Origin of the sequence: Mycobacterium sp. 1245801.1, assembly GCF_001673055.1 — a bacterium.
GTDB lineage: Bacteria > Actinomycetota > Actinomycetes > Mycobacteriales > Mycobacteriaceae > Mycobacterium > Mycobacterium europaeum_A.
In genome coordinates, this window is record NZ_LZKY01000306.1 from 1 (window position 1) to 23,746 (window position 23,746).

Here is a 23,746-nt window from a genome sequence, read left to right on the forward strand (position 1 = left end):
ATTGATCACGGGGTGCTCGACGGCTGGGATGCGCCGGCGCTGCTTTTCGCAGCGCGCCAACACCGCCAACTGCTGCCGGGGCTTCAGCGCGTCGACGTTCAGCGCGCACACGCGATCCCAGGCGGCATCGAGCGCATCGAACGCCGCCTCGACATCCTGCTCATCACTCACACCGCCAAACTAGCGATGCCCACCGACAAAACGTCCCGCTTTGTGACCAATGAAACCAAAGTGGCACAAGTTATTTCAGCCGCTAACCCCACGATCGACTGGTGGTCAGTACATCGACACCATTAACGGTGATGTGCACGGTGTCCCGGCGGTACACCGCGCCGAGGCCCTCTCGCCACACATATCCGGTGATCGCCAACACCATCCCCGCCTCGAGCACGTCGTGTTCGCCCGCGGCCAGCAGCGTTTCGGACACCACGGGCGGATCGAACCCCAACCCCAGCCCGTGCGCGACCGGCATCGGCGGCACCGGCTCACCGGCCGTCGCGTAGGCGGCGAGCAGGTCGCGGGTGGACGCGCCGGGGCGGCATGCGGCAACCATCTTGTCGTACAACACATGCGAGCGCTCGAAGAGCGTGCGGACCTCGTCGGTGACGGTATCGCCGGCCGGCCGGGTCCGCCCCACCTCGGCGACATAGCCGTTCGCCAGTGCGCCCGCGGCGAACGCGACGAGGTCACCCGGCCGGACCTCGGACGCGGCGGCGCGACGCCACGGTTGTTCGCGCGACGTCACCCACGCGGCGTCCTGGGTCGCCGGCGTGCTCACCCCGCCCGCGGCCATCGCCTCCATCATCACCCCAGCCAGCGTCCGCTCCGACACGCCCGGCGCCAATTCGCTGAGCGCGGTTGCCAGTCCGTGTTCGGCGACCCGGACGGCCTGGCCCATCGCCGCGATTTCGTCCGGCGTCTTGATGCGTCGCGCCGCCCGCATGGCGGGCTCCGCGTCGACCAGCTCGGCATTGGGGAACGCCTCGGGCAGCAACGCCGCGAAAGTCGGTGTGATCGCATCGGTTCCGACCCGCCGTGCCGCGTCGGCGCCCTCGATCTTCTTCAGGACGTCGATGAGGGTCAGTGGGTTCCAGGCCAGCCCGTAGAGGTGGTCGTGGCCGATCTCCTCCGGCACACCCTCGTCGTCGGTGCTGTTGAGATAGATGTCTCCGGTGTCGCGCACCAGCACACACATCGGGCCGAACGGGCGGGTGCCGGCAATCCATAGCTGCGGGGCGCCGGTGACGTAGCGGATATTGGCCTGCCGGCCCAGTACCAGGATGTCGAGGTCGTGCTCCGCCATCTGGGCCAGCGCCCGTTCCCTTCGGCCCGAACGCAATTCGCGCGCGTCGGGCAGGACTTCAGTCGCCATACGGGGTGTAGGGGTAGTCGGTGATCGGCGCGTAGCCGTCTTCGGTGATCACCACGATCTCCTCACTGCGGTAGCCTCCGGTGCCGTCCTCCCACATCACCGGCTCCAGAACCAGCACCATGCCGGGCGGAAAGACGAAGTTGTCGTCGAACTCCGCGCCGAGATCCGTTCCGATCATCGGCGCCTCCGCGGGGTAGGTGCCGATGCCGTGACCCAGATAGAAATGCGGCAGCCATGGTTTGCGGCCACCGTTGGCCGTGATCGCGGCGCGCGCCAAATCCCCCGAAGTCACACCGGCTTTGGTCACGGCGAGCACGGCGTCCAGGACCGTGCGCCACTGCCGGAACTGATCTTGCTGCCGCGGCGTGGGCCGGTCGCCGACGATCCAGGTGCGGCCGAAGTCCGAACAGTATCCGTGGTAGGTGATGCTGATGTCGGTCCACAGCACGTCGCCGGCGGACAGCTCCCGGTCGGTGGGCAGCAGGGGCAGCGCCAGATCGCCGTGCGTCGTCCACACGCCGGCTTCCCGCGAACTCGGCATCACCTGCCAGATCGCCTCGAGCATGTTGGTGGTGGCACCGAGTTCGAACGCCCGCCGCACGAAGGTGGCCGAGAGATCGATCTGTCGTGCGCCCGGCTTCAGCGGCTCCTGCACGTCGACGATCGCCTGTTCGGTGATGCGGGCGGCCCTGCGAAGACAGGACAGCTCGTCGCGGGTCTTGACCAGTTGCGCCGCCCCGAGCACGATCGCCGCGTCGGTCGGCGGGCCACCCGGGAACAGCGTGGACGTCGAGCGGCGCATGGCGCCGGTGAGTTCGTCGACGGCCACGCTGGCGCCCGGCGGAATGAGATCGGACAGTTTCCGAGCGAAATCCTCGACGCCGGAGTCGAACTCGAGGTAGGCGGGGCCGTGCAGGTGGTCGTCTGGCACGGGGTACTCCGCGGACGCCCCGCTGCGCAACGGCATGAACAGGTGTGGATGCACGTCGTCGGCGAGCACGACGGCGACCGGACGCTCGACGTGGGACAGGCCGGCGTCCAACAGCGGCCAACTCACCCCGGTCGCGTATCCGACGTAGCCGTTCATCAGCAGGATCAGCGCGTCGACGCCGTGCTCGGACATGGCGGACCGCAGCCGCGCTCCTGTCTCGATGCGCATGCGGGCCCAGTCGGGTTCGTCGGGTATATCGAGCGCCGAGGTGCGGGCGGCCACCGAGTTCGTCATGCCGAGATCCCCAGAAAATTCCTGATGTTGCCGCCGACCACCCGAACGGCGTCATGCGCACCGACGGCGTCGACCACGGCGGCCAGGGACCGCTCCGAATAGCCGAAAGTGCTTTCGTTGTGCGGATAATCGGATGACCACATCACCTTGTCGATCCCGATCTCCTCGATCTGCCGCAGCCCCAGCGGATCGACCATGAACGAGGCGCACATGTGCTCATCCCAGTAATGGCGGACCTCCCGCTCGGGTTGGTGCGCCAGCATGTGCCGGTAGGAGGCCAGCACATGCTCGGCGTCCTGCAGGGCCGTCGGCACCCACGCGATGCCGCCCTCGAACCAGCCGATCCGCAGCTGCGGATGCCGGTCCAGGATGCCGCCGAAGATATACTTGGAGAACATCTCCCGGAATGAGTCGATGTTGACCATCATGGCCACCGCGACGCTGTTGACCTCGCTGGGAAACTTGGGCTGGCTCTCGCCGATGTGGTGCGTGACGGGCAGCCCGGCCTCCTCGATCTCATCCCAGACCGCACTCATCGCCGCGCTCGAATAGTCGATGGGCTGGCCGTTGGCATCGTTGCCGGGGCTGATCGGCATCAGAAACGTGGTGAGCCCCAACGACTTCAACTCGGCCAAGGTGCGGCGCGCGCCGGCCGGATCCCACCAGTTGATCAGTCCGACGCCGTAGCAGCGCCCGCGGGAGCGTTCCTGAACGCCGGCGATGTGCTCGTTGTAGACGCGAAAGATCCGCTCGCGGATCTGGTGGTCAGGGTGGTGGAACAGCGCGAGCACCGCGTTGGGGAAGGCCAGTTCCCTGTCGACGCCGTCCTCGGCGAGCTCGCGAACCCGGGCTTCGACGTTGTTCGTGGCCGCCCCGGCCAGATCGTCGTATTGCATGAGCACCGCGCTGAAATCGCCGACCACCATGGATTGCCCGGGCGACCCGAGCAGATACGCGCCGTCCTCATACCAGATCCGCGGGGCCTGCTCCTTGAGCTCGTCGGGAAAGCCTTGGTAGAAGATGTCATCGGCCACCGAGATGTGATTGTCGGCGGAGAACACCTCGGTGCCGGGTGGCAGGCCGGTGCTGAACTCCGCGGCGTGACCGCGGCGATCCTTGGGCGCGCCGATCACGCCTTCGGGGTAAAGCGTTTGGGCTGGGCTGGACATCATCGTCCCTTCGTTGCGATCACCTACGTTTTGAACCGGGGGGAGAGCACACCGATCCGTTCCAGGTCTTCGAGGTACTTCTCGATCAACTGCTGCGAGACATGCGGGATGGTGCGACCCGAATGTTCGACGGCCGCCCGGAATCGCGCCCCGGGCACCGGCGACCCGGCTATCGCGGTCATGGGTTCACGGTAGACGTCCAGCACGCCGAGGACGGACTGTGCGCGCTGGCGTTCGGGTAGCGCGCGCATTGCCGTCTCGAACCGCGCCAGCCAGGCCGGATAGTCGTCGATCTTCTCGACCGGATAGCCCGCCGCGACGATCCAGTCGACGAAGGTGTCCAGCGAGATTCCGTCGTCGTGCGGATTTGTCGTGTTGTAGGTGTCGAAGCTGATGCCGTGCCGTGGCCCGATCGAGGCGATCGCGTCCGCCAGGAAGTCCACCGGCAGACCCTCGTAGTGTGGGCGGGCGCCGTCCGGATCGTTAGCGCCCCGGTAGAACGAGCGCGGAGCGACGCCGGTGGCGACCAGGCTGAACAGCAGCCGGGTGAAGATGTCAGGCACGTTGATCTGTCCCGCGTGCCGGCTGTCGGCCAGGATCATGCCGGGCCGGAACACCGCAATCGGTAACCCGCACACGTCGTGTGCCTCGCGCATCAGGACCTCGCCGGCCCATTTGCTGATCCCGTAACCGTTGGCGTAGTCGTCGCCGATTGTGCAGCTGGGCACCGAGCGGCGGATGTCGGTGTCCTCGTCGACGAGTTGATGGGCGACGGCGCTGACCCCCAGGGTGGAGACGTAGTGAATCGGCTTGAGCCTGGCCGTGATTGCCAGCCGGATGATTTCGGCGGTGCCCACGACATTGGGCGTGAAAAGTTGGCGATAGGGCAGCACGTGGTTGACGTGCGCCGCGGGGTGCACGACGAGGTCGACGGTGTCGGCCAGGCGCCGCCACGTCGCCTCATCCAGCCCGAACCGTGGCTTGCCGATGTCACCCGGGACGACTTCGAGATGATCGGCGGCGAGGGACCGGAAGCGTTCCAGCAGCGTGGGATCCGAGCCCAGCGCCGCCTCGATTCGCTGACGGGCCTGCACGGCATCGGCACCCCGGGTGAGGCAGATCAGGTTGCCGTCCTGGCCTGCAACCCCCTCGAGCCATTCCATGGCGAGGAAACGGCCGAGGAAACCGGTTGCGCCGGTGAGGAGAACGGTGCGCACCTCGGCTGTCGGCGGTGGGAGCAGCGTCGCGGACTTCAAAATGTCGTCGTCGAGGAACTTGTTCAAGGTCAGGTCTTCGGCGTGGACCTCGACGCCGTCGGTGCCGTGGACCGACGCGAAGCTCAGTACGTCGGAGTCCCGATGCCGGTCGATGTGGTCGGCGATGGTGAGCAGGTCACCGGTCGGGTCGATCACCACGCCGACCGGAACGTCGACGCCGTAGATGTCGGTAAGCAGGGTCGAAAAGGTCAGCGCCGAAAGGGAATCACCGCCCAGGTCAATGAACCGCGCCTCCGGGGACACATCGGCCGCGGGCACGCCGAGGGTGGCCTGCACCGCCTTGGTGACGGTGGCCAGCACCGGCTGATCGGCGCCGCCGGTGCGCAGGGCGCGAAGCTGCCCGAGCTGGTCGTCGGCCATGTCGGCGTAGAGCTGTTCGAGCCGCTCACCGTAGCGCTCTCTGAGCTTGGGTCGTAGGAACTTTCCGACGCCGGACAGCAAGCCGTTGGCCAGACTGAACGGTTCGGTTTCGATCAGGAATTCGCGGGGGATCTCGTAGCCGTTGAGGTGGTTGTCGCGTGCGATCTGCCGCAGCGACCGGGCGATCGCCGACGCGTCGGCGCCGCCTTCGGCCGGCACGATCACGGCCAGCAGGAAGGAGCGGGCGCTGTTGCCGTAGATGTAGATCTGATGGATCAGGGCGCTGGTCGAATACAGCGCCTCCAGGCGAGAGACCGCCACGAACTCACCCTGGGCGAGCTTGATCACGTTGTTGCGGCGGTCGACGTAGCGCAACTGGTCCGGGCCGACCTCGGCCATGATGTCACCGGTCTTGTAGTAACCGTCCTCGTCGAACATCGTGGCGGTCAGGTCGGGCCGGTTGTAGTAGCCGGCCATGAAGCGAGCCGACTTTACCGCCAATTCGCCTCGCGGATAAGGCTTGTCGGTGGTGAAATAGCCGAGTTCGGGTACGTCGAGCAGTTTGTAGTCGATGACCGGGGGCCGCAGCACGTGCTCGTCGGCCACGATCATCCCGCCGGCGATCTCGGTGGACGAATAGCCGATCAGCAGGTGCTGATCGAGCACCTCCTCCATGAACTCCTTGATCTCCGGGGACAACGCGGCCGAGCCGCAACCCACCGCCAGCACGCGACCGCCCAGGATCTCCTCGCGGATCGCCGTGGTGATCTGCGCCCGGGCGGTATCGGGGTCGGCACCGGACATGACGTGGCGGTCCAGCTCGCGCTGGTAGTGGTGAAAGAACATCTCACAGACCCGTGGCACCAGGCTCATGGAGGTGGGCCGCACCAGTGCCAGGTCCTCGAACAGGGTCGAGAGGTCGCTCTTGGCGGCGAAATAGCTGGTGCCCCCGTTGGCGAGGGTCAGGATTACATATCCGTAACCGATCAAGTGACTCATCGGCATGTAGCTCAGCGTGATGACGGGCTGGTCGGATTGCGCCAACCAGGTCCCTATACAAAGGCTTTCGGTGAACATCGCTCCCTTGGGCGTGCCGGTGCTGCCGGACGTGTAGAAGACCCAGGCCAACGGGTCTTCGCCCGCCGCGGCGACGTGCAGGGGCGCGGGTGGCAGGACCGCGCCGTGGGTGGCGACGGCATCGATCGTCTCGATGGTCAGCGCACTGCCCGCCTCGGACAGCCGCGCGACCGCGGCCTCGAAGGCGGCGCGCTGGTCATCGTCGCGCAGCTCGTAGTCGAACACGATCAAGCGATCGGGCGCGGTGCCCGCCAAGGCCGCCTCGACGGCGGTCGCGAGGTTGTCGAGGCCCACGGCCAGAACGCGCGGCCGGGTCTCGGCGAGGATCGGCGCGTGCTGGGCGGCGGGTGCGCTGGTCTGCAAGGGCACCACCACGGCGCCGAGGTGGATGCAGGCGCATTCGATGGCCGTGTAGTCGATGCTGGCGAACCCCAGCACGCAGACGAAGTCCCCGGCGCGAACCGGGAACCGTCGGTGGTGATGCCAATCGGCGGCCGTGGCCTGCACCCGCGCCCACAGATCGGCATAGGTGATCGTCTCGAAGCGCGGCAGGAAGTTCAGCGCCGAACGGCCCGTTTGCGGATCGGTGACGACCTCGCGGGCGCGCTGCGCGAGCGCCGGCCGCCCGGCGTAGCCCTGCAGGACGGTGGCCATCACCTCGGCGATCCGCAGCCCCGGAGCACGTGCGGCCGCGGCGATTTCGTCGTCGGGCTTGGTATCGCGGAACTGTTCGTCGTCGGCGTACAACCGCTCACGCCTGCGCGCCAGGCGTTCCCACTGGTCCTGCTGCGCACCCGGATCTTTGACGTCACTGCGACCGACGAACGCCATCTATCACCACTTTCTGAGGTCAATCCGGATAGCTGACACCGGTGAGCCGTTCGGAGAGCCCCCACAGCTCGCGCAGGTCGGCCTCGCTGCGCGCCAGCCGGGGGACATTCGCGAAAGTGACACCGCCCCGGACCGTTTCGTAGAAGCCACGCGGCCCGTAGTATGTGGCGCCCTGCGCATCCGGGGACACCGCGGCGTACAACGTCGGCTTGATGCCCTCGTCGATGTCGAGCCACATGAACGGCAGCAGCCGCCACGTCAGCTGCGTCAACCGGGCCTGCAAGGTCGGTGTGGTGCGACCGTACGACGCGCCGCTGAGCAGGTTCGTCTTGGTCAGACCCGGGTGCGCGGCGTTGGACATCAATCCCCACCCACCGCGTCGACTGCGCCGATCCAATTCGACGGCGAACATCAATTGCGCCAGCTTGGCGACCCCGTACGAACGCATGGGTTTATAGCCGCGTTGCGCGTTGACGTCGCCGAAGTCGAGATTGCCCTGGGTCGCGGCGAGGCTGCTGACCGTCACCACCCGCGCGGACTCCGCCGCCCGCAGCAAGCCCAGCAACCGTCCGGTCAGCGCGAAATGCCCCAAATGATTTGTGCCGAACTGCAATTCGAAGCCGTCACGGGTCTGCTGCCGGCGCGGCGGCGTCATGACGCCGGCATTGTTGATCAGGATGTCGATCGGGCGGCCTTCCGCGGTCAGCTCTTCGGCCAGCCCGGCCACGCTCGGTAGCGACGACAGGTCGAGTTGTCTGATGGTGAGCTTGGCCTGCGGCACCTCCCGGCGGATGTCCGCGACCGCCCGCTCGCCCTTGGCCCCGTCGCGGACGGCCAGCACCACCTCGGCACCCGCGGCCGACAGCCGCTTCGCCAGGCCGAACCCCAGACCGCTGTTGGCCCCCGTCACGACGGCGAATCTGCCCCGCAGGTCGGGAACGTCCAGCGCGAGATCGGGTTTCACCATGTCACAGGCAACTCGTAGAGACCGTAGGCCAGCGCGTCGTGTTTGAACGGAAGCTCATCCAGTGGCACGGCGAGCCGCAGGGTCGGGACGCGGCGCAGCAGGGTGGGCAGGACGATCTGCAACTCCATGCGCGCCAGCTGCTGACCCACGCACTGGTGGCGTCCGTAGCCGAACCCGACGTGCGGCCCGTCCTCGCGCAGCAGGTCCAGCCGGTCGGGATTGGGGAACTGGCGCTCATCCCAGTTCGCGGGGGCGACGTCGAGGATGATGCCGTCACCGGCGCGGATGGTTTCACCGCCGATCTCGATGTCCTCGACGGCAATTCGGCGCTGCCCGGTCTGGATGATGCTCAGGTAGCGCATCAGCTCTTCGACCGCGGTGGCGATGACCTTGGGATCGTCGGTGTCGTGCAACAGCGCTCGTTGATCCGGGTGTTCGAGCAACGCCGCGATGCTCAGGCTGATCATGTTCGCCGTGGTCTCATGGCCCGCGATCAGCACGCCGGTGGCCAACTGCGCGGCCTCGCGCACGCTGATCTCGTCGGCGTTGACCCGCTCGGCTAGGTCGGATACCAGATCCTCTGACGGGTCTTGCATTTTCGCCCGCACCAAATTGGCCAGATACTTGGCCAACGAGGCAGCACCCTGGGCGGTGTCCTCCTCGGTCGCGTAGCGGCCCATGCCCCGCTGGGCCTGAGTCTGGAAGAATTCCGCGTCCTCGTAGGGCACGCCCAGTAGTTCGCTGATGACCAGCGACGGGACCGGCAGCGACAGGGTGCTGACGATGTCACCGGGCTTCGGGCCGGCGAGCAGGGCGTCGATGTGGTCGTCGGTGATCTTCTGGACCGCCGGCCGCAGTGCCTCAACCCGCTTGAACGTGAACGGTTTAGACAGCATCCGGCGGAACCGGGTGTGTTCTTCGGCGTCGGAGGTGAACACCGAGCGGGGGCGCTTGTGCACCGTGGCCAGCATGCCTTCGTTCCAGTGCGGATAGCCGGGCAACCGGTCGTCGACGCTGGTGCGCGAATCGGTGAACAGCGCGCGTATCGCGTCGTAGCCGTGGATGAGCCAGGGGGTGCTGCCATCCCAGATCCGCACCCTGCTCAGCTGCTTGTCGGCGTTGAGCGCCAACACCTTCGGGGGTGGGGCGAACGGGCAGCCGGCGGCCCGCGTCATCGGGAACTCCGGGAGATCGGTGGCGGTGGATCCTGCGGTCATCGTGCTCCTCTGTTGTCGGCCTGCGCGGTGGTGTGTCCCGGCTGGCCGCCGGCCGCACCCACATGGACGGGCGCGCGCCAGAGGCCGACGATCGCATCGATCAGCCCTTCGCCGGCCACCGGCCACGCCGACCGCGACCGCGGTCCGTGTTCGGCCAGTGCGCCCTCGTGTTCGGCGCAGGTGTGCATGAGTAGGTTGCGCACCATCACCATCCGTTCGGCACGCACTCGCTTGGGTAGCTCCGGCAGGCAGCGGTTGATGCCGTCGAGCGTGCGGACCAGCAGCGGTGACGCCAGGGCGTCCTTGGTGACCACATGCCGGTATGTCGGGTCGGCCATCGCCTGCGCGGCGAACCGGGCGTACCAGGTCGGGGTGCCCAGCGCGGACAGATGATCGGTCAACGGGCGAACCAGCGCGCCGACCCAGTCCCGCAACTCGCTCGATTCGCCGATGGCGCCCAGCATCTGGGCGCGCAGTTCCTCGATCGGCTCGCGGTGCTTGCTCTCGATCGCGCGGAGCAGGTCGACCCTGGTGCCGAAGTGGTAGCACGCCGCGGCGTTGTTGCCCTGCCCGGCCGCCTCGCTGATCTGCCGATTGGACACGGCGTACATCCCGCGTTCGGCGAACAGCACTTCGGCGGCCGACAAGATCGCCTCGCGAGTGCTTGTCGACCTATCGGAGCGGGCGACCCGCTCGGCGGTCATCGCCTCAGTGAACACGCCGCGCCGGATTAAATCAAGCAATTTATTTATCCGGCGGCGATCGGTCGCGGGCCGTCGCCGAAACCCCGGTTCGTCAGCGGTATTTCATCGACGCGTCGCCCCAGTCCGGCACCCGCGGCATACAGTCGTCGCATGAATCCGCTGCAGCGGTGGGCCCGCAACCCGACGGTCTACCGCGTGCTGATCCTGAACGGTCACCGGCTCGTGGAGTGGCTCGAAGCCGCGCTGCGTTTCCTGACCAACGGACGCCTCGGCGTTTTGGATGTGGCCGGCCTGCCCAACGTGCGGATCACCGTCTCTGGTCGCAAAACCGGCCTCGCCCGCAGCGCCACCGTGCAATACGTCCCCCTCGATGGGGCCCTGTTGCTGATCGGAGCAAACTGGGGGCGCGCATGCCACCCATCCTGGTCCGCGAATCTCAAAGCGGCGCAACGTGTCACCATGCGCCGGCGTGGGCACCGTTGCGTGGCGGCGGTGCGCCTGCTCGATGGCGCGGAACGCGATGAAGCGTGGGACAAGGCGCTGGCGTCCTGGCCGAATTATCGCCTCGCCCAGGAACGCGCCGGCCGGCGCCGATTCCGGTTGTTTCTACTCACGCCCGCCGGATGAATCGCGATCGGCCGTCCTGCTTTTGGCCGACAGGGGGCCCTCAGCCCGCGTGGTTCTTGGTCAGGCGCGCGATCTCGGTGCCCCAGACGGATTGAGCACCAGCGTCGCCCACCCGGTAGATCTGGACCATCGACGAGATCCCCACCGCCAGCGCGACTATCGCGACGAGTGTCCGGGTGGCGGCGCGGCCCTTGTCGGATCGGCGTTCGATCACCCGCACGACGACGAGCACGACCGCGGTCGCCAGCAACGCGCCGGCGAAATAGGCCATCAGGCTGCCCCGCTCGGCGTGCTCGCGCAAGATCGGGCTGGGGTTCGCCCTCAGGTCGTAGAGCCATCCGCCGGCGTTGATGGTGATGGGCGTCAACACCATGGTGACCACGGCAAGGATCAACGTCAGCCACAGCAGCTGTCCGCGCCGGGCCGCCGGCCATAACCCGCACACGATCACCAGCAGGGCGGTCAGCGGCACCAGCACCAGGACGAAGTGCAGCCATAGGGCGTGAGCCGGCATGCCGTTGATGACGTTCATGGCGTCCCTCGCGGTCTGAAGCGGCGCCTAGCCGCCGAGCCCCTTCTTGATGGCCGCGTCCTGCTTCTGGCCGACGTCGTTGACGAAGTCCGGGGGTGCCAGCGTGTCGGTCGGCCCGTCGAACTCCAGCGTCGCGAGCGCCTTGCCCTCGGTGAAGAGCAGGATCACCACGCCCTTGCTGCGGTCGGGGGTGTTGCCCATCAGCATCGTTCCACCGCTGCCGATGTTGGACGGCTGCGTGGTGGGATCTTTGATCGCCCCGCCCTGTTGACCCTTGGCGGTGTTCAGCGCGTTGGTGGCGGCGTCGGGGTCGTCGTACACGTTGATGGTGACCTTGATGGCGTGGCTGCCGTCGTCGTCTTTGAAGGTGGTCGCCACGCCCGGCTGGCCGTTGGGATTGTCGGTCGGGGGAGCGGCGGTGAAGGGGACCGGGGCGTTGATGTCACTGGCCTGGATCAGCAGCTTGGTGTACTCGTTGGGCTGCGCCGGCGCCGGCGCCGGTGACGCCGGCGCCGAGCTGCTGGGTGCGGAGGTTGCCGAGGTGGCCGATCCCGACTTCGACGGCGACGGCTGCGGTTTGTTGTTGCCGCAGCCGGCGACCGACACCGCAAGTGCCGTCGTCGCTGCGACACCCGCGAGCACCGTTCGTGACATCCTCATCGCATCGAGCTCCTTCCAGGTTTTCCTGGCGACACCGTCGGGTGATCTTTCGAATCGCACAGTACATTGCTGCGCGGCGGCGGATGCCGCGCAGCGCCCTGGGGAGCCGAGCGCTACTCGAGCTGATCGCGCAGGCAGCTCAGCGTGTTGGCCAGGATGCGGGACACCTGCATCTGGGACACGCCGATGCGCTCGGCGATCTGGCTCTGGGTCATGGATTCGAAGAACCGCATGCGCAACACCTCGCGTTCGCGCTCGGGGAGGGTGGCAACCAACACCCGCAGCGCTTCCCGGTTGGTGATGTGCTCGATCTGCGGATCGATGTCGCCGACCGAGTCGGCCACCGAGCGAGGAGTTCCCGAACTGTCGGCGCCGAGGGGCGCGTCGAGGGAGTCGAGCCGGTAGGCGTCGCCGGCGACGAGGCATTCCACGATCTCCTCGCGCGGAACCTCGAGCACCTGCGAAAGCTCACCCGCGGTGGGCGCACGGCCGAGTTGTTGCGACAAATCGGCAGTCGTCCTGCTGATCTGCACGTGCAACTCGCGCAGCCGCCGCGGGACGCGCATTCCCCAGCTGTAGTCGCGGAAGTAACGCCTGACCTCGCCCATCATCGTGGGGACCGCGAAGCCGATGAAGCTCGGACCCTTCGCGGGGTCGAACCGGTTGACGGCGTTCATCAGGCCCAGCCGAGCAACCTGAATGAGATCGTCGAGGCCCTCGCCCCGCCGGGCGAAGTGGCTGGCCACGTGGTCGGCCAGCGGCAGGCACCGGGACACGATGCGTTCGCGCTGATGGGCGTATTCGTACGATTCGGCCGGCAACTCCTGCAGTACCAGGAACATTTCGACGACATCGTCGTAGGAATCATCGGATTTGGTGGTCCGCGTGGTCGGGGCCGGACGGGTTGCAGAAATTACGTTGGTCATCGGCTGGCGCACCCCACGTTCACTCGAAGAATCGGGTAAACGGTTGCGCGAAAACAAGTTTGCATCGCTGACTCCTAGAGTCGTCCGCGGTGAAGGTTTGCAGCTATGCGCACTTCTCGCCCCCACAGCATCTCGATCCGCAGGACGGTCGGTGGGCCAACGCGCGACACGAAGCGAAAGGTGACTGGGGCTGATTCGCCGGAGCCATACCAAGCTCAGTAGCCATGCGGCTGACTGGACCGCTTTTAGCTAAACGGCGACACGTCCACAACGGACTTCATTGGAGACTATACGCCCCCTTGCACCATCCGGCGATCGCTCGGGGCGACGGATTCAGATAATTTCTGAACAGTTTCCACGGTGTAGCAGCGGGGGGTCGGCAACCCGCGGTTGCAGGGCTTCGACGCCCTCCCGAGCGCTGGCGCACGTCCCCCAGCTGCGGTGTTATCGAGGTGCTGCGGCCCGCGGGGAAGCGCCCGGCAAACTGATTCGGGCCGATTCGGGGCCACTTCTACCTGAGGTGATTGCTTTACCTGCCACGCCCGGTGGACGGTACGCGGCTTTGCCCGGCGGGGCAGCGGGGCCGCACCCGGCGCCGCCGGGGGTGCGTTTGTGCAGCGCGATGGCGGCGACGAGGTGCCAAACCTGCCCGTGTTGGCGGGTTGCCGGCGGCGTGCAGCGCCGCGTGCGAGGTAAACGTGGGTTTGCGTTCTCATTTCTGAGTCGGCTGGGTACTGTTCGCCTAATGTTCGTGACCACCGTCGAGCGCGTGCCCATCAGCCGGCCGCGAGAGCAATTCGCGGGCAACGCTTTACGGTGCGCACCGGTTGGCGCACACCGGAGCTTGCGATGAGCCGAATCGGTCCCGAGGGCCCGCTGTCGGGGCACGGTGTGGTGGTTTCGGGCGGTAGTCGCGGTATCGGCCGCGCGGTCGCCGAGCTGCTGGGCAGCCTCGGTGCCGGCGTCGTCGTCAACGGGCGCGACGAACAGGCCGTGCACGAAACGGTCGCGGCGATCACGGCGGTCGGCGGGCGGGCCCACGCGGTGGTGGGAGCCGCGGACGACGAGCGCGTCGCCCGTCGGCTCGTCGACGCATGCGTGAGCACGTTCGGGCGGTTGGACACGCTGATCAATTGCGCCGGGATCGCCGAACCGCCCGGTTCGTCGATCCTGACCGTCTCCCCGGCCGAGTTCGACCGTCTGATCAGCGGTCACCTCGGCACGGTGTTCCACACCTGCCGGGTGGCCGCTCCGGTGCTCGCCGCCCAGGGGCACGGCGCCATCGTCAACACCAGCTCGGTGGCGTTCCTGGGTGACTACGGCGGCACCGGATATCCGGCGGGCAAGGGCGCCGTCAACGGCCTGACGATGGCGATCGCCGCCGAACTGAAGCCCTACGGCGTGCGGGCCAACGTGGTGTGCCCCGGGGCCAGGACCCGGCTGTCTACCGGCGCCGACTACGAGAAGCACATCGAAGACCTGCACCGCCGGGGGCTGCTCGACGAGATGACCATGCGGGCCTCGCTCGACAGCGCTCCGCCCGAGTTCGTCGCACCGGTCTACGCGTATCTGGCCGGTGACCTATCGCGCGACGTGACGGGTCAAATCCTTGTTGCCGCAGGCGGTTTCGTGGGCAGTTTCGATCGCCAAACGCCGCGGCTGCTGGGCTACCGCGACCACCACCAAGCCGGGCCGTGGTCGGTGCAGGACGTGCACGAGATGGTCAGCGGCACGCGCGCCGAAGAACCGGCCGGAAAGTCGGCGACCTAGCCACGCCTGAGGCGTCCGCGCGCCCCGCTTACGAGAGGCGCTTGGCGGCGAAATCGGCCGCCTGGTCGACCATGCCTGCCTCGACGTACTGCCGGTGCGCGGCGGGGTTGCCCGCGTCGGAACACACCGGATCGCCGGGCACGCACAACTCGAGGGTCTTCGCCGCGTACAGCGGCCCGATGGTCACCGGTGGCTCGTTGATGATGCTCATGAACTGGCTCGACGGCTTGCCGAACAGCGCCACCGCGGCCACGTGGTTGGCCACCTCGGCCGGCATCGGCTGCAGCGCCTGCACCAGGTGCACGCCGTCGGGTACGGCGCTTTCGGTGACGAAGCCCATCACCGCCGCGCCCTGCGAGTAGCCGCCCAGCACCATCTTGGTGCGCGGGCAATTCGCGGCCATCTGCTCGACGTGATTGCCGGCGTCGCTGATGCCGTCGGCGGCGGTGGGAAAGTCGGTAGTGGCCGGATAGTTGACCGGATAAACCCCCACCGACTTCCCGCCGACGTGCGAACGCAGGGTGTCGACGAAGCTCTGGCCGATGCGGCCGATACCTGGGGGCTCGGTGGTGCCCCGGGCGAACACCACCTCGACGTCGGGGCATGGTTCTGCGGACGCCGGCTCGACCGGGCCGATCAGCAGAGCCGAAAACGGCGACAGCACAGCACAAGTCAACACGGCGAAAGGATGGGCCTTCACATCGCGATCCTGCCACAGGACGCCGCCGCGCGCGCGTCGTGCGGATCGTCCCCGCCCCGGATGTGACGAAGACCTCCACGTCGACTGGTCACGTCGACGAGCTGCGCTACCTGTGGGCGCGACCCTGCCGCTTCGCGCGGAACGCGGACTGGGCGGCGTGCAGCGCGCCGCGGAATGTGTACGCGGCAGCCACCACGCACAGCAGGATCAACACGACGAACATCGGCAGCCAGTTGTCCCTGGTGTGACTGACGTTCCACCAGATGATCGTGAAGAGCACGGCACAGAGCAGCAGGACCCCGTCCCGCCAGTTGCCGTGGTAGGACAGCGCGGCCCGGCGCAGCACGCGGCTGCGGTCCGCCGCATCGATCAGGTCGTCGACGCGACCCTCGATGCTGCGCCGCAATTCGGCGCGCCTGTCGACGTCTTCGGGCGGGAGTCGGTCGAGCAGGTCCATGTCCTGCTTGATCGCTTCGCGGTAATCAGGACCCCGGAATTGCCCGGCCGCCACCGCGAGCAGCGCGCCACCAAAGATGGGCGCGCTGTTCAGCGCGACCTGTGCCAAACCCACCACGTCGAGGCCTCCTTCGATCATTGGACAGCGTCGGCCCATTGAGGATTAGCGCATCGCCCGCGCGCGACTTCAAGACATAACGGCGAATGTGTATGGTCAAAATCGCCGCTCCGCGCCCGGGATCAGGACGCTTTCGAGGACCGGCGGCGCGTTGGGGCCGGCTCGGGCGCGCCGAGGGCATCCATGGCGCGGACCAGCTGCGGGTAGGCGATCGCCGGCCCGATCCAGCGGCTGAGGTAGCGGCGCAGATCGTCGCCGGTGCGCGGTGGCCGTCCCGGGTCCGCCAGGAAGGAATGCAGAACCCGCAGCGAGAATTCGTTCAGCTCGTCCAGGCCCGCCTCATCGAAACCGTAACGCTCCCAGTCGATGTCGTAGCGGTGCAACATCGAACGGCCGAACGCCAACGCGGTATCGGAGACGATCGACACCTTCTGGCCGCCGCGGTGGCGCTGGTTGAGCACGAATTCGACCTGGTTGTCCGAGGCGAGCTCTTCGACCGCGAAAGCCATGCCTTCGGTGATGGCCACCACCGGATCGGTGACACCTTCGAGATGGGCTGCCATGCGATCGAGGAAGCCGTCGGCCGACCGCATCGCCGACGCCACCAGCAAGGCCTGCGTGCCGGGAAAGTACCGATAGACGGTCTGGCGGGTGACCCCCAGCGCGCGTGCCACGTCGGCGATCCGCATCGCCGAGCCGCGTTCGTCGATGATCTTGTCTGCTGCGTCCAGGATGCGCTCGATCGCCTCCGCGTCCGACGCGGGGGTGTTTCCCGCCCAACCGTGACTGCGCATGATTAACGGACGGCAAACCCGTAGCCGATGAACCCCACCGCTGGATCATATCGTCTGCGGGGGCGTCAACGGTGCTGGCTAACCGCGCGGTCGGGCGCCGATTACGCGGCAAGACAAAACGGGCATTATGTATGATCACTGCGGATCTCCGAGGCAGCGGCCCGACGGTCTCCCCACGCGCCCGGCGCAACAGAAAGGCCGACCGATGCAGTATGACACCGTGATCGCCAACGGACGCTGGTTCGACGGGACGGGCGGGCCGTCGGCCTACCGGGACATCGGCGTGCGGGACGGGCGGGTCGTCACCATCGCCAAGGGCCCGCTGGACACCACCGGCGCCCGGGTCATCGACGCCACCGGTCAGTGGGTGATCCCCGGCATCATCGACATTCACACCCACTACGACATCGAAACCCTCTGTGAGCCGGCGCTTTCCGAATCGCTGCGACACGGCGTGACGACCGTGATGTTGGGGTCCTGCTCGCTGTCCACGGTGTACCTGGACAATGTCGACGCGGGCGACATCTTCGGCCGCGTGGAGGCGATTCCGCGGCGCTATGTCATCGAGCAGCTCAACGCGACCCGGTCGTGGAACAGCCCCAAGGAATATGTGGCCGCGCTCGAGCGGCTGAACCTGGGCCCCAACATCGCGGCGTTCATCGGGCACTCCGACATGCGCGCCGCCACGATGGGCCTGGACCGGGCGACCCGCAAGGACGTCCGCCCGTCGGCGGCCGAACTCGCGCGGATGGAGGCGATGCTGGAAGAGGCGCTCGACGAAGGCTTCGTCGGGTTGTCCTCGCAGCAACTGCTGTTCGACAAACTCGACGGCGAGGTCTGCCGGTCGCGCACCCTGCCGTCGACCTATGCCAAGCCTCGCGAGCTGCGGCGCCTGAACGCCATCCTGCGGCGGCGCAACAAGATCCTGCAGTCGGGCCCCGATATCAAGAACCCGCTGTCGATCGTTTCCCAGTTGGCCACCTCCCTCGGGGTGGGGCGCCGCCGGTTGAAGACCTGCCTGCTCTCGGCCGCCGACGTCAAGTCCCTGCCGCCCGTCATCTACCTGATGGACTGGCTGGCGCGGATGGTCAACGCGCTCGGCGCCGATTTCCGCTGGCAGCATCTGCCGGTCCCGTTCGAGGTCTACGCCGACGGGATTTCGCTGGTGATCTTCGAGGAGTTCGGCTCCGGCGCCGCGGCCCTGCACCTACAGGACGAGATCACCCGCAACGAGCTGATGCGCGACGAGGACTACCGGCGGCAGTTCCGCAAGGACTACGACCAGAAGTACGGCCCCCGGGTGTGGCACCGCGACTTCTTCGATGCCGACATCGTGGCCTGCCCCGACGAATCGGTCGTCGGTAAGTCGTTCGGGCAGGTGGGCCTGGACCGCGGCGGCCTGCACCCGGTCGACGCGTTCCTCGACCTGGTGCTCGAGCACGGCGAAAAGCTGCGCTGGCGCACCACGATCTCCAACCACCGGCCCGAACTGCTCAAGAAGCTGGCGCAAAGCCCGGGCGTGCAGATGGGGTTCTCGGACGCGGGCGCGCACCTGCGCAACATGGCCTTCTACAACTCCGGGCTGCGCCTGCTGCGCCACGTGCGCGACGCCGAGAAGCGGGGCACGCCGTTCATGTCGATCGAGCACGCCGTGCACCGGCTCACCGGCGAGCTCGGCGCCTGGTACGAGCTCGACGCCGGCACCCTGCGGGAAGGCGACCGCGCCGATATCGTCGTGATCGACCCCGAGAGGCTCGACGACTCCCTCGACGCCTATGCCGAACATCCCGTCGAGTCCTACGGCGGGCTGTCGCGGATGGTGAACCGCAACGACGCCACCGTCACGGCGGTTTTGGTGTCCGGCAACCTCGCGTTCGGCGCCGGCAAGGCGTCGCCGGAGCTGGGCGAGAAACGATTCGGTGAGTTCCTCCGGGCGGGCGCGTCGGCGCGAAAGCCTGCCTACGCCGGCTAGCCGCGCCGATTGCGCGGGGGTTTGTGCTGGGGCGCCGCAGTTTTCAGGCCACCGACGCACCCAGGATGAGGTTGACCGCCTCGTCGAGCTGCCCGGAGATCTCGGCGAAGCTGACGAACCGGGCCGTCATCAGCGCACCCGAAAAGGTCATCTGCAGCGTGGATCTCACGGCGCGGGGCCACCCCGGACCGAGCGCGGCCGCGATCCGCTTGGCCACTTCCTCGCCGATCTGTTCGCGAAGGGGGGTGACCGCCGGATCATCGGCCATCAGGGCCGCGCCGCAGGCGGCGGTCAGTTCCGGCTCGTCGGCGACGACGACCGCCATGTCCCGCAGGGTTGCGCTCACCCGGGTTTTGGTCGTCTCGTTGACGTCGGTGTGCAGCGGCAGGTCCCGCAGGAAGCGCAGATACACCGCCGCCACCAGCGCACTTTTCGACGGGAAGTAGGTGTAGGCGCTGGCCGGCGACACCCCGGCGCGCGTCGCCACCGCGCGCATCGTCAGATTCGCGTACGAGGATTCCCGCAGCTCCGCCAGCCCGGCGTCGAGCACCTTGCGGATGGTCTGCCCGGGCCGGCGGTCGGATCGGCGGGCCGCGCCGACCGTTTTCCCGGCGACCGCCGGGGACGACGCATCTCTAGACACCCGTCCAGTGTAGAAACGGGTCCTGCCACCAACAACCTCCATCGCGGGCGGTCGGCGCGAGCGCGGGATCCCGATAACGGACAAGTGTCCAGAAGAAGCCGGGTTCTAGAGTGGCGGCTATGGGCGAAGCGGACCGGCGTCGCTGGGACGATCGGTACGCGGCCAAGGGGCCGCCACCGTTGAGTTCGGTTGCGCCTCCGGGCGTTTTCGCGGGCCACGCGGATGTGTTTCCCGCCGCGGGGCGGGCCCTCGACCTGGCCTGCGGGCAGGGGACCGGCTCGGTCTGGCTGGCGGCACGCGGCCTGCGGGTGCTGGGCCTCGACGTCTCGCCGGTGGCCATCGCCCACGCGCGGGAACTGGCCCAGCGGGCCGGCGTGGGTGACCGCTGCCGCTTCGACGTCGTCGATCTCGACGCCGGCCTGCCGGCGGGGGCGCCGGTCGATGTGATCCTGTGCTGCAAGTTCCGCGACCCCCGCCTCGACCGGGCGATCATCGATCGGCTCGCGCCGGGCGGGCTGCTGGCGATCGCCGCATTGAGTGAGGTCGGGGCCGGCCCGGGTCCCTTCCGCGCCGTGGCCGGCGAACTGCCCGCCGCGTTCGCCGGCCTGGAGCTGATCGGCGCCGGCGAAGGCGACGGTCAGGCGTGGCTGCTGGCCCGGCGCTGACCGCCGCGGCCGGGGGCTAGCCGGTAGCGCCCTGCGCGCGGCTGGCGCGGCGGCGATCCGGCCGTCGTCGAGGCGCAGCGGTGCGGTGCGACATCGCCGATTCCGTGGGGGTGGGATTGGTCCTCGGCGACCTGCTGGTCCGGCGGCGCCGCTGCCCGCCGGAGTTGGCCCGATGCTGCACCGGCGCGTGCGAGGGCGCCCGGGCCGGCGCGGGGGCCTGGTAGGGCGCGACCTCGCCCACCAGCGCCTGCACCGCCTCGGACGCGGCGGTCACCTGCACCGGGGCGACCTGGATGCCGGCCTTACGCATCAGCAACTGGGTGTCACGGCGCTGCTCGGGCAACACCACGGTGACCACGTCTCCGGTGCTGCCCGCCCGCGCCGTTCGCCCGGACCGGTGCAGATAGGACTTGTGCTCGGCGGGCGGGTCGATGTGCACGACGAGCTCGACCTCGTCGACGTGCACGCCGCGCGCGGCGATGTCGGTCGCCACCAGCACCCGCGCGCCGCCCGAGGCGAACATCGCCAGGTTGCGCTCGCGTGCCGGCTGAGACAGGTTGCCGTGCAGGTCGACTGACGGAACTCCCGATTCGGTGAGCTGCCTGGCGAGCTTGCGGGCCTGATGCTTGGTGCGCATGAACAGAATCCGCCGACCGGTGCCGGAGGCGAGCCGGTGCACCACCTCTTTCTTGGCCTCGGCGTTGGCGACGTGGAAGACGTGATGGGTCATTTCGGGCACCGGCGAGTTGGGCTCGTCGACCGAGTGCAGCACCTCGTTGCGCAGGAATCGCTGCACGAGCTTATCGACGCCGTTGTCCAGGGTGGCCGAAAACAGCAGGCGCTGGCCGTCTTTCGGCGTCGCGGCCAGGATCCGGGTGACGCCGGGCAGGAAGCCGAGATCGGCCATGTGGTCGGCCTCGTCGATGACGGTGATCTGCACGGATTCCAGGCTGATCAGCCGCTGCTTCATCAGGTCCTCGAGCCGGCCCGGGCAGGCCACCACGATGTCGACGCCGGACTTCAGCGCGGCCACCTGGCGGCTTTGCGAGACGCCGCCGAAGATCGTGGTGATCCGCAGGCCGGCGGCATTCGCCAGTGGCTCGAGCGTCGCTGTGATCTGCGTCGCCAGTTCCCGGGTGGGGGCCAGCACCAGGCCCGAGGGCCGCGAGGGGCGCCGGCTGCCCGACGCGAGGCGGCTGACGAGCGGGATGGAGAAGGCCAGGGTCTTGCCGCTGCCCGTCTTGCCGCGACCGAGCACGTCGCGACCGGCCAGGGTGTCGGGCAGGGTCTCGATTTGAATCGGGAAGGGATGGGTGAGGCCGCGCTTGGCGAGCGCATCGACCAGGTGGGTGCGCACGCCGAGATCGGCGAAAGTCTTGCTGGTGGTCACTTTTCGGTGCCTTTCGGGCATCGGTGGTGCCGCGCCGGAGGCGAGAACGCCGCGCGGCATCGGCACGAGGTGGCGAGATTGCCGGATGGCAAAATCGATCGCCGCGAGACAAGCTAGTGCGCGATGCACGGATCATCTAGGTGACAAGCGCGATCTTTTCGCTGGCACCGGAGGGATGAGGAAGCGTTCCACGACGGTGTTGGCATGCAGTGTCATGAAGCCAACGTTGCTGCCAGCGTAGCGTATGCGACGCCGAACGGCTAAATGGCGTAGCTCACTCTTCGAGCCGCGCACGAACGGCCGCCAGCCGCGCCGCCAGCTCGTCTTCGTCGATGACGCCGCGCGCCACCAGCGAGTGCGCCAATGCCACCAACCGATTCTCCGGATAGGGCAGGCCCGCGTAGACGGTTGCCGACAGCGCGTCCTCGTCGCTGCGCCGCTCGGCGAAACTGAGTACCTGTGCCCCGCAATTACTTTGATCGAGGGCATCGCAGATGCCGTCCAGGCTCGTCTGCCACGGGGGCACCGGGTTGCCGACGCCGTGTTTGGCCGCCATGCGGCTCCAAATCTGGTTGCGTTCAACGATTTTCGTCAGCGGCGCGATGCTGGAGTGTTCGATGCTCATCGATGCGCCCCGGGTCAGTCGCCGACGGGGTGGACGGCCGGGCGCGTCTGGGTGACGGCGTTGGTGGTCACCCCCGGCTTGGGCAACGCGACGCCGATCAGGCAATCGCGCGTGATTATTTCGACGAGTTGGTCCTCGGTCCAGCCCTGCGTTCCGTCCGGCCGGACGGGCATCACCATGAACCGATGCTTCTGGTTGGAGTCTTCCACCCGGATCTCGACGTCCGCCGGGAGTATCAGGCCGAATTCCGCGAGCACCTGCCGCGGCCAGCGCACGATGCGGCGCCGATAGTTAGGGGTGCGGTACCACTCCGGCGAGTTGCCCAGAATCGGGCGCGGGTAGCACGAGCACAGCGTGCAGACGATCACGTGATGCAGCGTCGGGGTGTCTTCCAGCACGTGCAGGGCGGTGAAGTCACTCGGCGTTCCGAACCCGGTCGGTTCCAGCCAGTCGACCCCGACCTCCTTGCTGGCCGCCAGCGCATCGGTGCGCACCAACTCCTTGAAGTCGGGATCCAGCCACGCCCGGGCCACCAGGCGGGCGGCCGGCGTGGGGCCGATTTGTTCCGCGTACTCCGTCATCAGGCGGTGTTCCTCGGCGGTGAAAATGCCCTTCTCGATGCACAATTCGCGAAGCGCGATCTCGAGGACTTCGAAATCGGTGATCTCGTCCACCATCGGCGCGGCCGTACGGTCGTGATCGTGATCGTGGTCGTGGTCGGTCATGATGACGTTCCTTCAGAGGTCGCGGCCGCCTGCAGCCATCGCTCGGGAAGCTCAGTCTGCAGCGAGTCATGGAAGGGACCGGTGTAGCCGGGCCACAGTTCGGACATAGTGAATCGAACGATGTAGAACCATTCGGGTTGTTGGTCCGGCGCGTCCCACGTCTCGTCCTCGGCGGCGGGGCTTTCGTACGAGACGACCGCGATCTCGCCCGTCGCCCCACGCACGTACTCCTGCGTGCGGGTGTAGAGCAACACCGGCAAATCGCGGACCACGACCTTGTCGCCGACGTTGAACTTCGGTGCGCCGGCCTGTCCGGCGTACACCTGCGGGTCGCCTTTGCCGACGGCGTGGCGGTGGTGCCGGTTGCGTGAGACGGCGGCGGGATCGCCTTCGGACTTGGGCTTGGCCTGCAAGGGATTTCCGCGCAGGCCGTCGGCATAGCGGGCCCTGACCTCGGCCATACGTTCGGCCAATTCGCTGAGGCCGATGTGGTGCTTTTCGACGAGGACGCGTGCGACGGCAAGCAGCCACCGCCCGTAGTAGGGCAGTCCGAGGTAGATGGTGCGGCCCAGGTCGACGTTGCCCATCCGGCGTCGTTCCTCGGACAACCAGATCCCGCGCCAGCCGAGCACCTCGCACAGCACATAGGTGTTGTGCTCCCAGATCTCGTACTGCTTGTTCTCGAACTCGATGGGAGCGTCCGGCTCGCCGCCGACGTCGTGGGGGGTCTTGACATAGGCGTTGAAGCGTTCGTGGTCAATGAGATCCGGCGTGGGAGCGTCGGGGAGCTCGGGGTAGGACGATTGCAGCCGGGCTATCAGGTCGAGCTGTGCGGCTCGGTCCGACGCAGTCGTCATCCCAGCTCCATTCGACTAGTCCAGCGCCTTCGTACACTTCACTCTTCCGGCGGACATTGCGCAACCGCAAAGCGAATGTCGCCGTCT

At 67.6% G+C, this 23,746-nt stretch carries 22 protein-coding genes; 4 read left to right on the plus strand and 18 right to left on the minus strand.

Features of this window, described 5'->3' with window-relative positions:
* Window positions 1-253: 253 nt before the first annotated feature.
* The 7 genes from A5622_RS19510 to A5622_RS19540 are packed head-to-tail and all read right to left on the minus strand — an operon-like array spanning window position 254 to window position 10,214.
* Window positions 254-1,372, minus strand: a complete 1,119-nt coding sequence (locus tag A5622_RS19510) for a Xaa-Pro peptidase family protein (protein ID WP_066861300.1) — start codon at window positions 1,370-1,372, stop codon at window positions 254-256.
* Complete coding sequence (locus A5622_RS19515; RefSeq protein WP_066880659.1) at window positions 1,362-2,597, minus strand: Xaa-Pro peptidase family protein; 1,236 nt, start codon at window positions 2,595-2,597, stop codon at window positions 1,362-1,364. The genes A5622_RS19510 and A5622_RS19515 overlap by 11 nt, the downstream gene beginning before the upstream one ends.
* Complete coding sequence (locus tag A5622_RS19520; protein ID WP_066880720.1) at window positions 2,594-3,766, minus strand: amidohydrolase family protein; 1,173 nt, start codon at window positions 3,764-3,766, stop codon at window positions 2,594-2,596. The genes A5622_RS19515 and A5622_RS19520 overlap by 4 nt, the downstream gene beginning before the upstream one ends.
* A 23-nt stretch (window positions 3,767-3,789) precedes the next feature.
* Complete coding sequence (car, locus tag A5622_RS19525; protein ID WP_066880661.1) at window positions 3,790-7,311, minus strand: carboxylic acid reductase; 3,522 nt, start codon at window positions 7,309-7,311, stop codon at window positions 3,790-3,792.
* A gap of 19 nt (window positions 7,312-7,330) precedes the next feature.
* A complete protein-coding gene (locus A5622_RS19530) occupies window positions 7,331-8,278 on the minus strand; it encodes an SDR family oxidoreductase (protein WP_066880663.1) in 948 nt (315 codons plus the stop codon).
* Complete coding sequence (locus tag A5622_RS19535) at window positions 8,272-9,495, minus strand: cytochrome P450 (protein ID WP_066880665.1); 1,224 nt, start codon at window positions 9,493-9,495, stop codon at window positions 8,272-8,274. Before A5622_RS19535 ends, A5622_RS19530 begins: the two co-directional genes overlap by 7 nt.
* A complete protein-coding gene (locus A5622_RS19540; RefSeq protein WP_066861317.1) occupies window positions 9,492-10,214 on the minus strand; it encodes a TetR/AcrR family transcriptional regulator in 723 nt (240 codons plus the stop codon). Before A5622_RS19540 ends, A5622_RS19535 begins: the two co-directional genes overlap by 4 nt.
* 135 nt (window positions 10,215-10,349) lie before the next feature.
* Here A5622_RS19540 and A5622_RS19545 point away from each other — a divergent pair, with 135 nt between their 5' ends.
* Complete coding sequence (locus A5622_RS19545; protein WP_066880667.1) at window positions 10,350-10,826, plus strand: nitroreductase family deazaflavin-dependent oxidoreductase; 477 nt, start codon at window positions 10,350-10,352, stop codon at window positions 10,824-10,826.
* Window positions 10,827-10,866: 40 nt separating this feature from the next.
* Here the strand turns inward: A5622_RS19545 and A5622_RS19550 are convergent, their stop codons facing one another.
* The 3 genes from A5622_RS19550 to A5622_RS19560 form a co-directional block, all read right to left on the minus strand.
* Window positions 10,867-11,358, minus strand: coding sequence for a DUF2231 domain-containing protein (locus A5622_RS19550; protein WP_066880669.1), 492 nt, complete (start codon window positions 11,356-11,358; stop codon window positions 10,867-10,869).
* Between the two features lie 27 nt (window positions 11,359-11,385).
* Window positions 11,386-12,018, minus strand: coding sequence for a hypothetical protein (locus A5622_RS19555; RefSeq protein ID WP_066880671.1), 633 nt, complete (start codon window positions 12,016-12,018; stop codon window positions 11,386-11,388).
* A 113-nt stretch (window positions 12,019-12,131) separates the two neighbouring features.
* Window positions 12,132-12,944, minus strand: a complete 813-nt coding sequence (locus A5622_RS19560; protein WP_066861329.1) for a SigB/SigF/SigG family RNA polymerase sigma factor — start codon at window positions 12,942-12,944, stop codon at window positions 12,132-12,134.
* An 849-nt stretch (window positions 12,945-13,793) separates the two neighbouring features.
* Between A5622_RS19560 and A5622_RS19565 the strand changes: the two genes are divergently transcribed.
* Window positions 13,794-14,714, plus strand: coding sequence for an SDR family NAD(P)-dependent oxidoreductase (locus A5622_RS19565; protein WP_066880673.1), 921 nt, complete (start codon window positions 13,794-13,796; stop codon window positions 14,712-14,714).
* A gap of 28 nt (window positions 14,715-14,742) precedes the next feature.
* Here A5622_RS19565 and A5622_RS19570 read toward each other — a convergent pair whose 3' ends face one another.
* From A5622_RS19570 to A5622_RS19580, 3 genes are all read right to left on the minus strand, one after another.
* Complete coding sequence (locus tag A5622_RS19570) at window positions 14,743-15,378, minus strand: cutinase family protein (protein WP_066880675.1); 636 nt, start codon at window positions 15,376-15,378, stop codon at window positions 14,743-14,745.
* A gap of 142 nt (window positions 15,379-15,520) precedes the next feature.
* On the minus strand, window positions 15,521-16,009 hold the full coding sequence (locus A5622_RS19575; protein ID WP_066880677.1) for a hypothetical protein: 489 nt from the start codon (window positions 16,007-16,009) through the stop codon (window positions 15,521-15,523).
* Between the two features lie 101 nt (window positions 16,010-16,110).
* Window positions 16,111-16,782: a TetR/AcrR family transcriptional regulator gene (locus A5622_RS19580; protein ID WP_066861341.1), complete on the minus strand. Its 672-nt coding sequence runs from the start codon at window positions 16,780-16,782 to the stop codon at window positions 16,111-16,113.
* 205 nt (window positions 16,783-16,987) lie between these two features.
* Between A5622_RS19580 and A5622_RS19585 the strand changes: the two genes are divergently transcribed.
* Window positions 16,988-18,754 carry an amidohydrolase family protein gene (locus A5622_RS19585; RefSeq protein ID WP_066880679.1) on the plus strand — a complete coding sequence of 589 codons (1,767 nt, stop codon included), beginning with the start codon at window positions 16,988-16,990 and terminating at the stop codon, window positions 18,752-18,754.
* 43 nt (window positions 18,755-18,797) lie between these two features.
* Here the strand turns inward: A5622_RS19585 and A5622_RS19590 are convergent, their stop codons facing one another.
* On the minus strand, window positions 18,798-19,397 hold the full coding sequence (locus A5622_RS19590) for a TetR/AcrR family transcriptional regulator (protein ID WP_066861346.1): 600 nt from the start codon (window positions 19,395-19,397) through the stop codon (window positions 18,798-18,800).
* Window positions 19,398-19,516: 119 nt separating this feature from the next.
* Here A5622_RS19590 and A5622_RS19595 point away from each other — a divergent pair, with 119 nt between their 5' ends.
* The gene (locus A5622_RS19595; protein ID WP_066880681.1) at window positions 19,517-20,062 is read left to right on the plus strand and encodes a bifunctional 2-polyprenyl-6-hydroxyphenol methylase/3-demethylubiquinol 3-O-methyltransferase UbiG; all 546 of its coding nucleotides are present in this window, start codon (window positions 19,517-19,519) and stop codon (window positions 20,060-20,062) included.
* A 16-nt stretch (window positions 20,063-20,078) separates the two neighbouring features.
* Here A5622_RS19595 and A5622_RS19600 read toward each other — a convergent pair whose 3' ends face one another.
* The 4 genes from A5622_RS19600 to A5622_RS19615 form a co-directional block, all read right to left on the minus strand.
* Window positions 20,079-21,452: a DEAD/DEAH box helicase gene (locus A5622_RS19600; RefSeq protein ID WP_066880722.1), complete on the minus strand. Its 1,374-nt coding sequence runs from the start codon at window positions 21,450-21,452 to the stop codon at window positions 20,079-20,081.
* Between the two features lie 274 nt (window positions 21,453-21,726).
* Window positions 21,727-22,077 carry an SH3-like domain-containing protein gene (locus A5622_RS19605; RefSeq protein WP_066861350.1) on the minus strand — a complete coding sequence of 117 codons (351 nt, stop codon included), beginning with the start codon at window positions 22,075-22,077 and terminating at the stop codon, window positions 21,727-21,729.
* Window positions 22,078-22,091: 14 nt separating this feature from the next.
* Window positions 22,092-22,802 (minus strand): thiocyanate hydrolase subunit gamma, encoded by a 711-nt coding sequence (gene scnC, locus A5622_RS19610; RefSeq protein ID WP_066880683.1) that lies wholly within the window; start codon window positions 22,800-22,802, stop codon window positions 22,092-22,094.
* On the minus strand, window positions 22,799-23,659 hold the full coding sequence (locus A5622_RS19615) for an SH3-like domain-containing protein (RefSeq protein WP_066861356.1): 861 nt from the start codon (window positions 23,657-23,659) through the stop codon (window positions 22,799-22,801). Before A5622_RS19615 ends, scnC begins: the two co-directional genes overlap by 4 nt.
* Window positions 23,660-23,746: the final 87 nt, after the last annotated feature.

What these genes read in the sequence shown, in the direction of transcription:
- A5622_RS19545 (WP_066880667.1), top strand. Translation starts at nt 10,350, where the DNA reads ATGAATCCGCTGCAGCGGTGGGCCCGCAACCCGACGGTCTACCGCGTG.
- A5622_RS19585 (WP_066880679.1), top strand. Translation starts at nt 16,988, where the DNA reads ATGCAGTATGACACCGTGATCGCCAACGGACGCTGGTTCGACGGGACG.
- A5622_RS19550 (WP_066880669.1), bottom strand. Translation starts at nt 11,358, where the DNA reads ATGAACGTCATCAACGGCATGCCGGCTCACGCCCTATGGCTGCACTTC.
- A5622_RS19515 (WP_066880659.1), bottom strand. Translation starts at nt 2,597, where the DNA reads ATGACGAACTCGGTGGCCGCCCGCACCTCGGCGCTCGATATACCCGAC.
- A5622_RS19595 (WP_066880681.1), top strand. Translation starts at nt 19,517, where the DNA reads ATGGGCGAAGCGGACCGGCGTCGCTGGGACGATCGGTACGCGGCCAAG.
- A5622_RS19555 (WP_066880671.1), bottom strand. Translation starts at nt 12,018, where the DNA reads ATGAGGATGTCACGAACGGTGCTCGCGGGTGTCGCAGCGACGACGGCA.
- A5622_RS19560 (WP_066861329.1), bottom strand. Translation starts at nt 12,944, where the DNA reads ATGACCAACGTAATTTCTGCAACCCGTCCGGCCCCGACCACGCGGACC.
- A5622_RS19615 (WP_066861356.1), bottom strand. Translation starts at nt 23,659, where the DNA reads ATGACGACTGCGTCGGACCGAGCCGCACAGCTCGACCTGATAGCCCGG.
- A5622_RS19510 (WP_066861300.1), bottom strand. Translation starts at nt 1,372, where the DNA reads ATGGCGACTGAAGTCCTGCCCGACGCGCGCGAATTGCGTTCGGGCCGA.
- car (WP_066880661.1), bottom strand. Translation starts at nt 7,311, where the DNA reads ATGGCGTTCGTCGGTCGCAGTGACGTCAAAGATCCGGGTGCGCAGCAG.
- scnC (WP_066880683.1), bottom strand. Translation starts at nt 22,802, where the DNA reads ATGACCGACCACGACCACGATCACGATCACGACCGTACGGCCGCGCCG.
- A5622_RS19580 (WP_066861341.1), bottom strand. Translation starts at nt 16,782, where the DNA reads ATGCGCAGTCACGGTTGGGCGGGAAACACCCCCGCGTCGGACGCGGAG.
- A5622_RS19520 (WP_066880720.1), bottom strand. Translation starts at nt 3,766, where the DNA reads ATGTCCAGCCCAGCCCAAACGCTTTACCCCGAAGGCGTGATCGGCGCG.
- A5622_RS19605 (WP_066861350.1), bottom strand. Translation starts at nt 22,077, where the DNA reads ATGAGCATCGAACACTCCAGCATCGCGCCGCTGACGAAAATCGTTGAA.
- A5622_RS19535 (WP_066880665.1), bottom strand. Translation starts at nt 9,495, where the DNA reads ATGACCGCAGGATCCACCGCCACCGATCTCCCGGAGTTCCCGATGACG.
- A5622_RS19530 (WP_066880663.1), bottom strand. Translation starts at nt 8,278, where the DNA reads ATGGTGAAACCCGATCTCGCGCTGGACGTTCCCGACCTGCGGGGCAGA.
- A5622_RS19575 (WP_066880677.1), bottom strand. Translation starts at nt 16,009, where the DNA reads ATGATCGAAGGAGGCCTCGACGTGGTGGGTTTGGCACAGGTCGCGCTG.
- A5622_RS19565 (WP_066880673.1), top strand. Translation starts at nt 13,794, where the DNA reads ATGAGCCGAATCGGTCCCGAGGGCCCGCTGTCGGGGCACGGTGTGGTG.